The organism is Salinicola sp. NYA28a, assembly GCF_976982775.1.
This window is the reverse complement of record NZ_OZ334582.1, coordinates 3,830,163-3,845,002: the sequence shown is the minus strand read 5'-3', so window position 1 is coordinate 3,845,002 and position 14,840 is coordinate 3,830,163. Positions and strand designations below refer to the sequence as shown.

The window sequence follows — 14,840 nt, the reverse complement described above, 5'->3', positions numbered from 1 at the left end:
GGTTCTCCTGTGAATCCCTCACGACGTGGCGGAGTTTCGCCGCCGCGTCTTCTTTATTTATTGGTTCATGTTATTTGTTGGTTCAGGGCAACTTATCAGTTCAGGACAATGCGTCCCTCGAAGACGCGCTCGGCCGGGCCGGTCATGATGATCGGGGCCTCGCCGCCTTCCCATTCCAGGGTCAGCCTGCCGCCGCGCAGCTCGACGTCGACGGGGCTTTGCAGCAGGCCCCGGCGAATGCCGCAGGCCACCGCCGCGCAGGCGCCGGTGCCGCACGCCAGGGTTTCACCGACGCCGCGTTCGAAGACGCGCAGTCGCACGGCGTGCGGGGAGTCGACCTGCATGAAGCCGATGTTGGCCTGGCGCGGAAAGCTGGGGTGCTGCTGCAGCTTCGGCCCCAGCGCTTCGACCGGTGCGTCGTCGACATCGTCGACCTGCAGCACGGCGTGCGGGTTGCCCATCGAAGCGACGCTGAACGAGACGGAGCGGCCATCGATCTCGAGATGGTGCAGCGGCTCGTCGCTGTCCGCCACGAACGGCACGTCCGCCGGCGCGAAGCGTGGCGTGCCCATGTCGACCCGCACGCGGCCGTCGTCGTCCACCTTCAGCGTCAAGGGGCCGCCCAGAGTCTCGACCTTGAATTCACGCTTGTGGGTCAAACGCTGATCGATGACGAAGCGGGCAAAGCAGCGCGCGCCGTTGCCGCAGTTCTCTACCTCGCCGCCGTCGGCGTTGAAGATCCGGTAGCGAAAATCCATGTCCGGCTTGCGCGGCGGCTCTACCAGCAACAGTTGATCGAAGCCGACCCCGAAATGGCGGTCGGCCAGTTGGCGGATCTGCTCGTCCCGCAGGTAGGCGCGCTGGGTGATCAGATCGACCACCATGAAGTCGTTGCCCAGGCCGTGCATCTTGGTGAAGTTCAGCAGCATCAGCGCTCCTCCGGCAGCCGGGGCTTTTCTGGCAAGCACGACTCTAGCGCCCACAGGGAGTCGAGGCTTTCGCGACGGCGTACCAGATGGCTCTTGTCGCCGTCGACGAGGACTTCGGCGGGGCGGCCGCGGCTGTTGTAGTTGGAGGCCATGGCGAAGCCGTAGGCGCCTGCCGAGCGCACTGCGAGCAGGTCGCCTTCGGCGATGGCCAGCTCGCGGGCCTGGCCGAGGAAGTCGCCGCTTTCGCAGATCGGGCCGACCACGTCGTAGACGGCGCTGTCGCGGGGCTGGCGGGTGTCGACGCGCTCGATGCTCTGCCACGCCTGATACAGCGACGGGCGGATCAGATCGTTCATGCCGGCGTCGACGATGGCGAAGTTCTTGGTTTCGCCAGGCTTGAGGTATTCGATCCGGGTCAGCATGACTCCGGCGTTGGCCGCGATGGAGCGTCCGGGCTCGAGCAGCAGCGTCAGTTCCCGGCCGCGCAGACGCTCGCGCACGGCGGCGACGAAATCCTCGGCCGCCGGCGGGCGTTCGTCCTGATAGGTCACGCCCAGGCCGCCACCGATGTCCAGATGCTCGATGACGATACCGTGCTCGGCGAGGCGGTCGACCAGGGCGAGCAGGCGATCCAGCGCATCGAGATAGGGCGAGAGCTCGGTGAGCTGAGAGCCGATATGGCAATCCAGCCCCACGACCTTGAGGTTGGGCCGTTCGGCCGCCCAGGTATAGAGATCGAACACCTCTTCCGCGGCCACGCCGAACTTGTTGGCCTTGAGCCCGGTGGAGATGTACGGATGGGTCTTGGCATCGACGTCCGGATTGACGCGAATCGAGATGTTCGCCACCTGGCCGCGCTCGGTGGCCACGCGATCGAGACGTTCGAGCTCCGGACGCGATTCGATGTTGAAACACTTGATGCCGACTTCCAGCGCGCGGGCCATCTCGTCGGCCTGCTTGCCGACGCCGGAGAACACGACCTTGGCCGGATCGCCGCCCGCGGCAATGACCCGCTCGAGTTCACCGACCGACACGATATCGAAACCGGCGCCGAGACGCGCCAGCACGTCGAGAACGGCGAGGTTGGAGTTGGCCTTGAGCGCGTAGCAGACGAGATGCGGCATGTCGCCGAGCGCCTCGCTGTAGGCCTTGAAGTGGCGGGTCAGCGCCGCGCGCGAATAGACGTAGCAGGGCGTGCCGTACTGCTCGGCGAGTTGATCGAGAGCGATGTCTTCGGCGTGCAGCACGCCATCACGAATGGGGAAAGCCTCGAACGTCACGGTAACTCCTCGGCGTTCGGTTGCGTGGCGGCCGGCGCCGGGCTCGCCTGCGGCGCTGCCGGTGGCTGGTCTGCGGTATCGGCGTCTTCCTCGCCGGGCGACTGGGCCGCCGAGCCTGACGGCCGAGTGTCCTCTTCGTAGACGCCTTGCGGGTCGTAGGTCTTCGCCGCTTCCTCGTCGCCGGGCATGTAGAGCGGTCCTTTCTGGCCGCAGCCGGACAGCGCCAGCAGCGACAGGGTCAGCAGCGCCAGCGGCTTCGATAGCTGCGGGAAGATGGCCGGAACGTTACGCGACATGATGGCTCTCCTGCAGCGTGCCGAGGGCATCGCGCGCGCGCTGGGCGGCTGCGCGAACCTGATCCGGCGCGGTGCCGCCGATGTGATTGCGCGCGGCGACCGACCCTTCCAGCGTCAGCACCTCGAACACGTCCTCGCCGATGACATCGGAGAAGCGCTTGAGCTCTGCGAGCGACATCTCGGAGAGATCCTTGCGCTGCTCGATGCCGTAGGCGACCGCCTTGCCGACGATCTCGTGGGCGTCACGGAAGGCGACACCGGCACGGACCAGGTAGTCGGCCAGATCGGTGGCGGTGGAGAAGCCGCGGCGTGCCGCTTCGAGCATGTTGTCCGGCTTGGCCACCAGCGCCGGCGCCATGTCGGCGAAGGCGCGCAGGCATCCCTTGACCGTGTCGAGGGTATCGAACAGCGGTTCCTTGTCTTCCTGGTTGTCCTTGTTGTAGGCCAGCGGCTGGGATTTCATCAGCGTCAGCAGGCTCATCAGATGGCCGTAGACACGCCCGGCCTTGCCGCGCACCAGCTCCGGTACGTCCGGATTCTTCTTCTGCGGCATGATCGAGGAGCCGGTGCAGAAGCGATCGGGCAGATCGACGAAGTCGAACTGGGCGCTGGCCCACAGCACCATTTCCTCGCTCATGCGGGAGAGGTGCATCAGCAGAATGCTGGCGAAGGCGGTGAATTCGATGGCGAAGTCGCGATCGCTGACCGCATCCAGCGAATTTTCCGCCGGGCGGTCGAAGCCCAGCAGCTCGGCAGTGACATGCCGATCGATGGGGTAGGTGGTGCCGGCCAGCGCCGCCGCGCCCAGCGGCAGCACGTTGACCCGCTTGCGACAGTCGAGCAGCCGCTCGTGATCCCGGGTCAGCATCTCCTGCCAGGCCAGCAGGTGGTGGCCGAAGGTCACCGGCTGCGCCGTCTGCAGGTGGGTGAAGCCCGGCATGATGGTATCCGCTTCGCGGTCGGCCAGCTCGATCAGGCCGCTGCGCAGGCGCGAGAGCTCGGCGGCGACGGCATCGATCTCGTCGCGCAGATAGAGCCGGATATCGGTAGCGATCTGGTCGTTGCGCGAACGGCCGGTATGCAGTTTCTTGCCGGTAATGCCGATCTTGTCCGTCAGCCGCGCTTCGATGTTCATGTGGATGTCTTCGAGCGCGATCGACCATTCGACCTCGCCGCGTTCGATCTCGGCCTCGATGGCTTTCAGGCCGTCGATGATGCTGTCCCGTTCGTCGTCAGTCAGCACGCCGACCCGAGCCAGCATGGTGGCATGGGCGATCGAACCGCGGATGTCGTGGTGATAGAGACGCTTGTCGAACGGGATCGAAGCGGTAAAGGCGGCGACGAATGCGTCGGTAGGTTCGCTGAAACGTCCGCCCCAGGATTGGTTGGTTGCCTGCGTCATCGAAATCGAGCTCTGCGTGGTCTGCGAATAACGGGTTTATGAAGCGCTGATCGGAGTGTATCAGAGACGGCGTTGGCATAGGACGGTGTAAAACGGTGTAAAGCGCGCCGCCAAGTACAAAGAAAACCGTAAAAGAAAGGTGCAAGGAAAACGATAAAGGAGGTGCAAGGAAAACGGTAAAAGACTCCACTGAAACGGTACACCGGGGCACTGACGAATTTGGCCGGCCAGTCGACGGTGCGGTCGATTTTTCCTCATCCAGCGACTGCTCTATCATGTAAGACAAGGTTCGCGAACGCGAACGCCCACTTGGTGACGAACCGGATGCACCCATCAATGGTGCCGACGGTACTCTCCATCAGACTCGGAGAACGGCGTGCTCGACGCAAACAGATTGAGAATCGCAACCCGCAAGAGCGCGTTGGCGCTATGGCAGGCTGAACACGTCAAGGGGTTGCTGGAAAGGTTTCACCCGCACCTGAATGTCGAACTGGTGCCGCTGTCTACCCGCGGCGATCAGATCCTCGACACGCCGCTGGCGAAGATCGGCGGCAAGGCCCTGTTCGTCAAGGAACTCGAGGAGGCGATGCTCGACGGCCGCGCGGATCTGGCGGTGCATTCGATGAAGGATGTGCCGATGCAGTTCCCGGAAGGCTTGGGACTGTCGGTGATTCTGGAAAGCGGCGCGCCCACCGACGCGTTCGTCTCCAACCACTACTCCGGCGTCGACGGACTGCCCGAGGGCGCGCGGGTGGGCACTTCCAGCCTGCGCCGCGGCCTGCAGGTCAGCGCGCGGCGTCCGGATCTCGAAGTGCTGCCGCTGCGCGGTAACGTCCAGACCCGCCTGGGCAAACTCGATGCAGGCGACTTCGAGGCGATCATCCTGGCCACGGCGGGGCTGGAGCGGCTCCAGCTCGCCGATCGGATCACCGCGGAACTGACGCCGGAAGAGAGCCTGCCAGCCTGCGGCCAGGGGGCGCTGGGGATCGAATGTCGCTACGACGACGCTGAACTGATTTCGCTGTTGGCGCCGCTGGATCACGCCGCGACGGCGACGCGGGTGCGCGCCGAACGTGCCCTGAACACGCGCCTCGATGGCGGATGCCAGGTGCCGATCGGCGGCTACGCCGTGCTCGAGAACGGTGGCGATACGCTGTGGCTGCGCGGCCTCGTGGGGCATCCCGACGGTTCGGTCGTGCTGCGTGCCGAGAGCCGGGGATCGGCCATGGAGCCCGAATCGCTGGGGATTCGCGTGGCGGAAGACCTGCTGGATCAGGGAGCCGGCGAGATTCTTGCCGAGGTTTACGGAAGCGCCGGTAACGAGTGATGCCTGACCGCGTGCTGCTGACGCGCCCCGGGGCTCGCGGCGAGGTCCTGGCGCGGGCACTGGGCGAATCCGGCTACGCCACGGCCGCGCTCGACGTGCTGCGTTTCGAGCCTGTAGCGCTGTCGGACTCGGCTCGCACTGCGCTGCTGGATCTCGATCTGTTCCAAGGCATCATCGTGGTCAGCCCGCAGGCCGCGACGTGTCTTGCCGAGGCCATTGCGTCATACTGGCCCCAGTTGCCTCTGGGCCTGCGTTTCTATGCCATTGGCAGAGCCACCGCGCAGACGCTCCACGCGGAACTGGGCGTGCCGGCGGTCATTCCCTCCGGAGCGAACGGCGAGGACAGCGAAGGGCTGCTGGAAGTGGCATCGCTCAAGGCGATAGCCGGCAAGCGCCTGCTGCTGGCTCGCGGCGAATCGGGTCGGGAACTGCTGGCGGAACGGCTGCGTGAACGCGGCGCCGAGGTCGAAGCGGTTTCGCTTTACCGGCGTTGTTATCATCCGCCTTCTCCCCCCCTGGACACGTGTCTGGAAAGCGGAGATTTTGCCGCGTTGGTGGTGACCAGCGGGGAAATATTGCAACATTTGGTCACATGGTGTGGCCCGGTTGCGTTGAACCAACCGCTAATCGTCTCGAGTCCGCGGTTGGCTACACTGGCGGAAACGTTGGGGTTCGGCTCGCCTCATGTGGCGTCGGGCGCTTCCCCGGCGGCATTGAGCGCCGAGGTCCGCGCGGTGCTCGATCCGCGGGGCGCCACCTTCGATCAGGGTGATCACGAAAAAGGCAAGCGTAGATGAGCAAGCAAAGCAAAGATCAGCAACCGCCGTCGGCACCGACATCCGGTAGCGAGCAGACATCGGACGGCACGGCCAAACCGACCGTACATGACCCGAAGGCGGCCGCGGCGTCGAACGCGGACAATAGCCAGCCGTCATCACCTGCCGATCCCTCTGCCAAAAGCGGCTCGGCCAAGGCCGACCCGATCAAGCCGGATGTCGCGCAGCCGGCCACTACGGGTGATACGACTGGCGACACGAACGTCACCAGCAAACCGGATGCCACCAGCAAGTCGGGTAAATCCGGCGCTTCCGCATCGAACACGGCTCAGGCGGCCGCTGCATCCGGCGCCTCTGCTCAATCCGGCTCCGCGGGTGGCAAAAACGGCGCCACAGCCGGCAAGAAAAGCGGCAAGTCGGGTCCGGCAACGCCATCCTCGGGAGGCGCGGCCACTCCGCCAGGCGGTACTCCGCCAACGGCTGGCAAACGAGGCAATGGCGCCAAACTGGGGCTGCTGGCCTTGGTTCTGGTCATCCTGCTGGCGATTGCCGTGGCAATCGTCGGATATCTCGGCTGGCAGAAAATCCAGCAACAGCAGACGCAGTTGAGTCAGGTCGGTTCCAATAGCACCACGCTCGACCAGCTCGAGTCGAAAGTCGGCGAGCTCGACCAGAATCGTCAGCAGAATCTGAGAATGATGCGTGGCGAGTTCGATCAGTACCGTCAGAATCTCGACAACACCCTGGACAAGGTACTCAAGGAGCTGGCCCAGCAGCAGCAGGCCGACCCGCGGGAGTGGCTGCACGCCGAAGCCGAATATCTGCTGCGCCTGGCCAACCAGCGGCTGCAGCTCGAGCGTGACGTCGAGGGCGCCAAGGCGCTGTTGAACGCCGCCGACGCGCGTCTGCGCGAGGCGGACAATCCGGCGCTGGTGCCGATCCGGCGAGCCATCCAGTCCGAGCTGGCTTCGCTCGATTCCGTGCCGGTCATCGACCGAACTGGTCTCTATCTGGCGCTGATGGCACAGCAGGAGCAACTGGCACGTCTGCCGCTGAAGCAGGACATCGAGGAGATCGCCGCCGGCGAGGGCGACGCCAAGCCGACCGGCGGCTGGCGCCAGCAGCTGGCGACGCTGGGCAGCGAGCTCAAGGATCTGGTGACCGTGCGGCGTCATGACCAGCCGCTGGAAGCGCTGATCACGCCGCAGCAGGAGTCCTATCTGCGCCAGAACGTTCGGCTGCTTCTCGAACAGGCGCAACTGGCGTTGCTGAAATCGGAACCCAAGCTTTATCAGGCGAGCCTCGACAAGGCGATCGAACTGGTCGAAGGCTACTACGCGAGCGACAACGACGGCGTGGCCAACTCGATCGACAAGCTCAAGAGCCTGCGTGACAACGAGGTTCGACCGGAGCTGCCCGATATCAGCGAATCCTCGCAGTTGCTCAAGCGCTTCATCGAGCAGCGCTTCGGCAACGGCAGCGAGAGCCAGGGCGGAAGCGGTTCACAGAACGGCGTCGCACAGGGCGGTACCAGTGGATCGGCACAGGGAGAGGGCGCATGAGAAAGCTGATCCTGCTGATCGTCTTCGGTCTGGCGGTCGGCGCGCTGTTTGGGCAGTTGATGCAGTCGCTGCCGGGTTACTGGTTCATTCGCGTTGGCGACACCTCCATCCAGACCTCTTTCTGGTTCGGCTGTGTCCTGCTGCTGGCCGCTTTCCTGATTCTGCATTTTCTGCTGCGTGCATTGACGCGCCTGCGCCGTCCGGTGAGCCGGCTCAAGGTCTGGAACAGCCGTACGCGTCACCGCACCGCGATGAAGCGCACCGTTCGCGGGCTGGTGGCGCTGGCGGAAGGCCGCTGGAAGCGTGCCGAGAAGTCTCTCACCAAGGCGGCCGATGATTCCGGCACGCCGCTGGTCAACTATCTCTCCGCGGCGCTGGCGGCCCATTACCAGGGCCGTTACGAGCAGGCCGACGTGCTGCTCAAGCGGGCGCATCACAGCACCGAGGGCGCCGATACGGCGGTGGGGCTGGTACAGGCACAGCTGATGCTGGATCGCCAGCAGTTCGAAGAAGCCCTGGCGACCTTGACGCGTCTGGAACAGCAACTGCCAGAGCATCCCCAGGTGCTCAAGCTGCTCAAGCAGGCCTATCTCAGCGTCAACGACTGGGATGGCATGCGTCGACTGCTGCCGCGTCTCGACAAGCATCGCTTGATCACCGAAGACGAACGTCGTGAGCTCGACCAGCGGGTCTATCGCGAGCTTCTGGTGCAGGCCGCGCAGCAGGAAGGCAATCTGCCGCGCGTCCGTTCGCTGTGGGCGGACATGCCGGATAACCTGCGTGGCGACGTGGAACTGGTCGGACTTTATGCCGAAGCGCTGATCAAGGGCGGAGAAGAGGGCGATGCCGAGCGCCTGCTGCGCAATGCGCTGAAGGAGCACTGGGATACGCGGCTGGTGCTGCGCTACGGTCTGCTCAATGTCGACGCCGCCCGCCAGCTGGCCTATGCCGAGAAATGGCTGCAGGAGCGCCCCAACGATCCGGATCTGCTGCTCACCCTGGGTCGTCTGTCGCTGCGCAATGCCTACTGGGGCAAGGCACAGGAGTACTTCGAGGCGAGCCAGCGCCAGCGCCCGAGCGGGGTCGTCTGCGCCGAGCTGGCACGGCTGTATGCCAACCTCGGCGATCACAGCAAGAGCCAGCTCTACTACCGTCAGAGCGTGACGCTGCTCGACAAGTCGCTGCCGGCGTTGCCGCAACCCAGCGACATGACGCGCTGATCCGGCTGACGATCGATTGCTCTCCTGGGCGCCTGCGGGCGCCTTTTTTCGTACGGTCGGTCACCGTCACGTCACCGTTACCCAGTTTGAGGATCCATTCATGCATTACGGTATCGATGTCGGCGGGACCAAGATCGAGATCGCGATCTACGACCCGAATTGGCAGTGTCTCGATCGCTGGCGCGAGCCGACGCCGGCGGACGACGGCGAGGCGCTGATGGCGCTGCTGGCCGGGTTGGTGCGAGAGGCGGATCGTCGTCATGGCGGACGCGGTTCGCTGGGGCTGGGTTTTCCCGGTGTCCTCGATGAGCAGGGGCATCTGGTGGCGGCGAACCTGCCGGGGCTTCGTCCCTTCGTCCTGGAGACGGCGCTGGCGGCGCATCTCAATCGTGATTTCATCATCGAGAACGACAGCCGCTGCTTCGTGGTGTCGGAAACCGGGCCCGGTGGCGCGGCCGAGGGCGTGATGCACGCCTTCGGCGCGATCCTGGGAACCGGCGCGGGTGGCGGCGCGATGGTGGACGGCCGGCTGCTCAAGGGCGCCGGGCGATTTGCTGGCGAGTGGGGGCATCTGCCGTTGCCCGCAGCGGCCGCCCAGCACTATGACCTGCCGCTGTTGCCTTGCGGCTGCGGTCTCGAGGCGTGCCTGGAAGGCTACATTGCCGGGCCCGGGCTGGTGAGATTGCACCGCCATTTTGGCGGCCGGTCGGCCTCCGCCGAGCAGTGGCATCAGGCCTGGCTGGCAGGGGAAGGCGCGGCGCGGCGCGCGCGCGAATGTCATCTGGCGTTGCTGGGCGGCGCTCTGGCCAATGTGGTCAAGCTGCTATCGCCCCAGGCGATCATCATCGGCGGCGGCCTGTCGGCCGTGGACGATCTTGTGATGGCACTGCCGGCGGCCATTGGTGAACACCTGTTCCCAGGTGTCGAGGTGCCCGACGTGATGCGCTCTCGCCTGGGTGATGCCAGTGGCGTGCGCGGCGCCGCCATGCTGGGCGCCGGTATGATGACGACTGCCTGACAACAGGACACAAACGAAAAGGGCCGCCCGAAGGCGGCCCGAAAAGACGAGGGGATTCCGGCTGACGGTCTAACGATCTAGCGTGGCTCGTCCGTCTCGTCGCCATCGACATCGTCGTCGGTGGGCTTTCGATGCGTCTCGTCCTGCGCTCGCTGATTCGGCGTCGATTCGGACCGGCTTTCGCCTTCGATCGCCGTGGGCGCGTCGGTTTGATGAGCCTTCGGCTGACCGGCGGGGCTGCCGTCGATCGTGAAGTCCTCCTGCATGATGCGCAGGTTGGCGGGCGGCGCCGAACCGGTGCGGTCCTGACCGAAGTAGAGCGTGGTATGCGGGAACGGAATCTCGATACCGGCCTTGTCGAAGTAGAGCTTGACGAGGCGGTTGTAGGCGCGCCCGACACCCCACTGATCCCCCGGCGTGGTCTTGATCACTACGCGGATGTTGACCGAGCTGTCTGCCAGCGCGATGACCCCTGCCACCGTCATTGGCGCCAGCAGTTTGTGGCCATGCTCCTCGCTCGCCTTGAGCTCCTCGAAGGCGGCTTCCAGCTGTTCGATGGCGTAATCGATGTTCTCGCGATAGGCGATACCGTATTCGCCGACATGGTTACCGAACTCGCGCATGAAGTTGGAGACGGTATCCACGGAAGAGAACGGCACGATGTGATAGGTGCCGGACAGATCGCGGATCGCCACGGAGCGGATGCTGATGCGCTCGGCGGTGCCGGTGATGCCGCCAGCGGTGACGACGTCTCCGGTGTTCATGGCGTTTTCCAGCTGGATGAACACCCCGGTGATGACATCCTGGACCAGCTTCTGGGCACCGAAGCCGATAGCCAGGCCCAGTACCCCGGCGCCAGCGATGAGCGGCCCGATATTGATGCCGATCTGAGACAGCACGATCATCACGGTCATGATGATCAGCGTGATGGCCAGGGCGTTGCGGAACAGGCTCATCAACGTCTGCGCGCGTGCGGTGGGCGCGCCGCCACCCGTTTCGGGATTGAGGTAGTTCTCGATCAGACTGGCCAGGCCAATCCACACGATGGCAGCGATGATCAGGATCAGAATGACCTGAATCACGGTCGCCACGGTGTGCGATCCCGCGTCGCTGGCGTACCAGGCGGCGAGGTCGAACGCGCCCCAGGCATCCAGGGTGTACATCACCACCGCAATCAGAATGAGGGCGCGGACGATCTTCAGCAGCGTCGGGATATAAGAGTTCAAGCGCGGTTCGAGCAACGGCAGTCGCTTGCGCATGTTGTCGCCGAGGTCAATACGACGCCCGATGAGTTGAGTCAGCAGGCCGGAGACGAGCGTGCCGATGCCCACGTAGATGATCGTCTTCAATGTCGCGATCAGGACGAACGGCAGCGCGGTTTCAGGATGCAGCAGCGTAACGGCGAACACTATGACGGCGTAGATCACCGCGATGACGTGCCAGATCCGCGCGAACAGGCGAAGCGCCACGCGCGATGCGGACATCTGTGCCGAATCCGCCTTGGCGATGATCAGGTCGCGCACGCCGGTACGATTCTTGAACACGACGCCTAGCGACCAGATCAGCGCAACGAGCATGATCAGCACACCCACTGCCTTGCCGAACGCGGACGAGAGGTTGGCGTTGAGGATCGGAACGACCACCAGCATGCCGTAGCCAATGAAGCTGGCCAGTGTCGCCAGGACGCGGTTGCAGTACCTTGCCTGACTGTCCTCGATGGATACCAGGCGCAGCCCTTCGTGGCGCGAGGAGAAGAGTATCCGCAAGGCGCACTTGAACAGTTCGATTATCAGGAACGCGTTGAGGAACAGCGAGAGTCGCGTGTCGAGACTGCCGCTTTCGCCGACCAGGAAGGTCGCCACCAGGTTGCCTGCCACATAGGCAAGAACGACGACGACGACATCGACGATGGCCGCCAGCACCACGCCCACGATGACGCGTAACAGATGGCTGCGCCCTTCGCCCTGAAGCGCCCAGTGACTGAAGCGGGAAAACAGCGGTTTGGCGATGGCCCGCAGAATCAGGAAAGCGGCGACCGTGGCAATGATCACCAGGGCAAGGTCGATCGCTGCACTCAGGAAATCGCTCATGCTGAACGCCGGGCCGGTGCTCGCGGCGGCGCTGTCACTGGTGAAGAACCCGCCGATCATGACTGCCAGGCTAGTGATCTGGCCGCCGATATCGCCTGCGAAATCGCTGGTGATCTGTGCCATTCGTCGAGGGAACGAGGTGGCGGTCTCGGCATTCTCGCCACTATCGTTGGCGGCGCTGCCATCCGTCTGGGTATCTTGCCCAGAGGCGGTGTCGCTATCGCCATTGGCCGAGCTCGCGTTGTCGGCCGTGCCCTCGCTCTGAGCCGCATCGGCTTGCGAATCGCCGGAGGAATCCTGTCGAGAAGCCAGCTGTCGCAACTGATCGATCAAGGCTTGCCGCGATTCCGGATTTTTCAGCAGATCCGCCATGGTGGAATAGGCAGGGCCATCCTGAGCAGATTGCCCTTCGGTGCCGCTTTCCTGAGCGAATGCGGGAGCAGCGAATATCAAAAGTAATAGCAATAGCCAGCGACTGAGCCAGCGATCGGGGCGAAGGGCTATCAAGCTCCAATCTCCTTGTCTTGTGGGCGGTTCGATTTCGGCGACACGCAGCCAGCCTAACCATTTTTAGGATAACACTTTATCGGTAATGGCAAATTCACGCGCCCATGCAAGGCGACGGCCATCTCGTGAGGCTAGCCGATTCGGGTGGGTTTTCCAGAGCGGGGTACGGCATTTGGTCGTTCGACGACTTGCCTCCTCCACCCGCTTTCGATGAGAACGCCACCGAGCCGGTAGTGGTAAACAATGAGGTTACTGGCCCCGGTACGCTGAAAAAGTTCATGCCCGACGGGCGATGTCGAGTCAGGTCAGCGCTGGGATATAGTGACGATGAAGCGAAAGATCAGAGACAGGATCCGGCATTAGGGCGGTGCGGGGCGATGCATTGACGGCGCAAGTGCCGGGCCATGGACGGGCACCATGACCGACGTCGTCATGGATGACGCAGGGCATGCGATGGCGAATGCGCGCTGAACCATCATGACGGCGCCATATCGTCAGCCTCTCGCCCGGAGTCTTCCGTTGCAACCATCAGGGAGCCGTTATGAATTCTTTTTCCGTTGCCGAACGCATCGAGGGGGCGCCAGAGTTGATGGCCGAAGCTTCTGCTCGACTGGAAAGACGCGACTTTTCAGGCGTGATCGCCTTGCTGGAGCCGGCTTATGACTCGGGCGCCGATAGTCTCGATATCGTTCAGGCGTTGATGCAAGCCTATGAGAGTGTCGGTGACGCTGCCAAACACGAAGAGATGATGGCAGCTGCTCTGCAAAAGTCCTCACAGCCGCCGCTCAAGCTTTGGATTGCCTACGCCGAAGCGGCCATGACGCGCAAGGACTGGCCGGCGGCTATCGAAAGATGGCAGGCCATAGTTGAGCGTCACACCGTATTTCCTCCCCAGCTCCATATACGCCAGGCGCGTGCCCTGCTTGCGGCACAGCAATTCAGCGCTGCGCTTCACGTGGTCAACCTGGCGCTGGAGAAGCAGCCCGGGAATTCGGTCATCAGCGATCTCAAGGACGTCATCGCTAGCCAGAAAGCGAAGAAGTATCAGTTGAAGGGTCAGCCAATCGCCTCGCCGATCGCCATGCACTGGGATGCCGACGAGGGTCAGAAGTGGGTGGCCACACTCGAATTCTTTCGCCATTTTCGCATTCACGGACGGATCGAGACCGCTTCGGATCAGCAGCCCGTGTTGATTGCCAAGTCATCCGAGGAGGTCTCGACCCTGGCGCTCACTGTTCGTGAGCCGAGCTTATCGACAGAAGACCTGCCGACGGGAACGGTCGTTTGGGAATTCGAGCACGCGTTGGATCTCGCGCGCGACCTGGTCCTCGGTGTCCGGTTCGAGGATGACGGGGAAGTACACGATTGCGTGCGGTTCTCGTTGACGCCGGTCATGGAAGTCGTCGAAGGGAAAGAGGGGTGGCTCTTCCTGGCCAACGATACCAATGCCAGTATCGATCAGTTCATTGGCAAGAAGCGTTTAAGGGCGGAGGAAACACAGCAGTGGCAGCGTTTCTCCGCTGAGATCGGACCGCTTCAGCGACAGCGCTCTCTGCTGTTGTTGATCGCCAATTCCAAGGAAAAGGTCAGGCCGGAATATTACCCTTACGAGAAAGCCAGTATCACGCCTACCGAACAGGTCGAGAAGCTCCTCCAGGCAGGAAGGATCGACTACTGCAACCCCGTGGCGGCCATGCAGGCGGAGCTAGATAGCTATTACCCCACGGACACGCACTGGAGTGGTCGCGGTGCTTATCTCGCGTTTCTCGCCTGCATGCGGCATTTCGGCTTCGATGACGACTTCGCTTCGCTGTACGCTTTCGAGCAGCGGGAAGTCGTCGGTGACCTGGGGTCAAAGATGGATCCTCCCGCTAAATCCTTGTCGACCGTCGCCGTTTTCCGGGAGAAGAGTGGCGTGTACTGCCGCTTTTCCAATTATCTCCCGGGTACCGGGAACATCACGATCTTCGAGAATTCCAGGCCCATTCATGCCCGGACATTGGTCATCTTCGGTGGCTCTTCGGCTGGCGCAGGGGGATTTGCGCTGCTGTTCGCCAACGTCTTCCAGCGGGTCGTCGTGGTCAACCTGCCTGGCAGCTATGTCCATGAAATCGTCGATCATGAAGTTGCGGATCATGTGATCCTGCAGACCAACGAGCGCTATCTCGCCACGCCCGGACGCATCATCAACACATTGGCCGAGGCCAATCTCGACCATGCCGTGCGAGGCGTGCCGGCGGCCGAGAGAGCCAAGCTGCTGCAAAGAATGAATCGCTACGCGAGCTGCGAGCCGTATCACGACTTCATGACTAGGCTACTGGCAGGATGAACCCGCGCTTCGGCATCGTGCTGCCGAACAGCGCATTGGTGGACGTACCCATGTCTTGTCTAAGCTTGCCTGGAGTCTCAAGCGTTAGCTCGTGATATGGCCCT

At 63.4% G+C, this 14,840-nt stretch carries 11 protein-coding genes; 6 read left to right on the top strand and 5 right to left on the bottom strand.

Annotated features, from left to right (window positions below; all coding sequences use genetic code 11):
• Nucleotides 1–95: 95 nt before the first annotated feature.
• From dapF to argH, 4 genes are read right to left on the bottom strand one after another with little or no spacing between them, the layout of a single operon-like run.
• Nucleotides 96–929 (bottom strand): diaminopimelate epimerase, encoded by an 834-nt coding sequence (gene dapF / locus ACWHY3_RS17345; RefSeq protein WP_087718648.1) that lies wholly within the window; start codon nucleotides 927–929, stop codon nucleotides 96–98.
• On the bottom strand, nucleotides 929–2,209 hold the full coding sequence (gene lysA, locus ACWHY3_RS17340; RefSeq protein ID WP_448127110.1) for a diaminopimelate decarboxylase: 1,281 nt from the start codon (nucleotides 2,207–2,209) through the stop codon (nucleotides 929–931). Before lysA ends, dapF begins: the two co-directional genes overlap by 1 nt.
• Nucleotides 2,206–2,505 (bottom strand): LPS translocon maturation chaperone LptM, encoded by a 300-nt coding sequence (gene lptM / locus ACWHY3_RS17335; protein WP_071230984.1) that lies wholly within the window; start codon nucleotides 2,503–2,505, stop codon nucleotides 2,206–2,208. Before lptM ends, lysA begins: the two co-directional genes overlap by 4 nt.
• Nucleotides 2,495–3,907 (bottom strand): argininosuccinate lyase, encoded by a 1,413-nt coding sequence (gene argH, locus ACWHY3_RS17330; protein WP_448127109.1) that lies wholly within the window; start codon nucleotides 3,905–3,907, stop codon nucleotides 2,495–2,497. The genes lptM and argH overlap by 11 nt, the downstream gene beginning before the upstream one ends.
• A 376-nt stretch (nucleotides 3,908–4,283) precedes the next feature.
• Here argH and hemC point away from each other — a divergent pair, with 376 nt between their 5' ends.
• From hemC to ACWHY3_RS17305, 5 genes are all read left to right on the top strand, one after another.
• On the top strand, nucleotides 4,284–5,234 hold the full coding sequence (gene hemC / locus ACWHY3_RS17325) for a hydroxymethylbilane synthase (protein WP_087718645.1): 951 nt from the start codon (nucleotides 4,284–4,286) through the stop codon (nucleotides 5,232–5,234).
• Complete coding sequence (locus ACWHY3_RS17320) at nucleotides 5,234–6,031, top strand: uroporphyrinogen-III synthase (RefSeq protein WP_276231751.1); 798 nt, start codon at nucleotides 5,234–5,236, stop codon at nucleotides 6,029–6,031. The genes hemC and ACWHY3_RS17320 overlap by 1 nt, the downstream gene beginning before the upstream one ends.
• Entirely contained in the window at nucleotides 6,028–7,572 is a 1,545-nt protein-coding gene (locus ACWHY3_RS17315) for a uroporphyrinogen-III C-methyltransferase (RefSeq protein ID WP_448127108.1), read from the top strand. Before ACWHY3_RS17320 ends, ACWHY3_RS17315 begins: the two co-directional genes overlap by 4 nt.
• Complete coding sequence (locus ACWHY3_RS17310) at nucleotides 7,569–8,792, top strand: heme biosynthesis HemY N-terminal domain-containing protein (protein WP_071230980.1); 1,224 nt, start codon at nucleotides 7,569–7,571, stop codon at nucleotides 8,790–8,792. The genes ACWHY3_RS17315 and ACWHY3_RS17310 overlap by 4 nt, the downstream gene beginning before the upstream one ends.
• A gap of 100 nt (nucleotides 8,793–8,892) precedes the next feature.
• Nucleotides 8,893–9,810: an ROK family protein gene (locus ACWHY3_RS17305; protein WP_448127107.1), complete on the top strand. Its 918-nt coding sequence runs from the start codon at nucleotides 8,893–8,895 to the stop codon at nucleotides 9,808–9,810.
• 77 nt (nucleotides 9,811–9,887) lie between these two features.
• Here the strand turns inward: ACWHY3_RS17305 and ACWHY3_RS17300 are convergent, their stop codons facing one another.
• Complete coding sequence (locus ACWHY3_RS17300; protein WP_448127106.1) at nucleotides 9,888–12,407, bottom strand: mechanosensitive ion channel domain-containing protein; 2,520 nt, start codon at nucleotides 12,405–12,407, stop codon at nucleotides 9,888–9,890.
• 541 nt (nucleotides 12,408–12,948) lie between these two features.
• Between ACWHY3_RS17300 and ACWHY3_RS17295 the strand changes: the two genes are divergently transcribed.
• Nucleotides 12,949–14,736: an alginate O-acetyltransferase AlgX-related protein gene (locus ACWHY3_RS17295; protein WP_448127105.1), complete on the top strand. Its 1,788-nt coding sequence runs from the start codon at nucleotides 12,949–12,951 to the stop codon at nucleotides 14,734–14,736.
• Nucleotides 14,737–14,840 lie beyond the last annotated feature (104 nt).

What these genes read in the sequence shown, in the direction of transcription:
- dapF (WP_087718648.1), bottom strand. Translation starts at nt 929, where the DNA reads ATGCTGCTGAACTTCACCAAGATGCACGGCCTGGGCAACGACTTCATG.
- lptM (WP_071230984.1), bottom strand. Translation starts at nt 2,505, where the DNA reads ATGTCGCGTAACGTTCCGGCCATCTTCCCGCAGCTATCGAAGCCGCTG.
- argH (WP_448127109.1), bottom strand. Translation starts at nt 3,907, where the DNA reads ATGACGCAGGCAACCAACCAATCCTGGGGCGGACGTTTCAGCGAACCT.
- ACWHY3_RS17320 (WP_276231751.1), top strand. Translation starts at nt 5,234, where the DNA reads ATGCCTGACCGCGTGCTGCTGACGCGCCCCGGGGCTCGCGGCGAGGTC.
- ACWHY3_RS17315 (WP_448127108.1), top strand. Translation starts at nt 6,028, where the DNA reads ATGAGCAAGCAAAGCAAAGATCAGCAACCGCCGTCGGCACCGACATCC.
- ACWHY3_RS17310 (WP_071230980.1), top strand. Translation starts at nt 7,569, where the DNA reads ATGAGAAAGCTGATCCTGCTGATCGTCTTCGGTCTGGCGGTCGGCGCG.
- ACWHY3_RS17305 (WP_448127107.1), top strand. Translation starts at nt 8,893, where the DNA reads ATGCATTACGGTATCGATGTCGGCGGGACCAAGATCGAGATCGCGATC.
- ACWHY3_RS17295 (WP_448127105.1), top strand. Translation starts at nt 12,949, where the DNA reads ATGAATTCTTTTTCCGTTGCCGAACGCATCGAGGGGGCGCCAGAGTTG.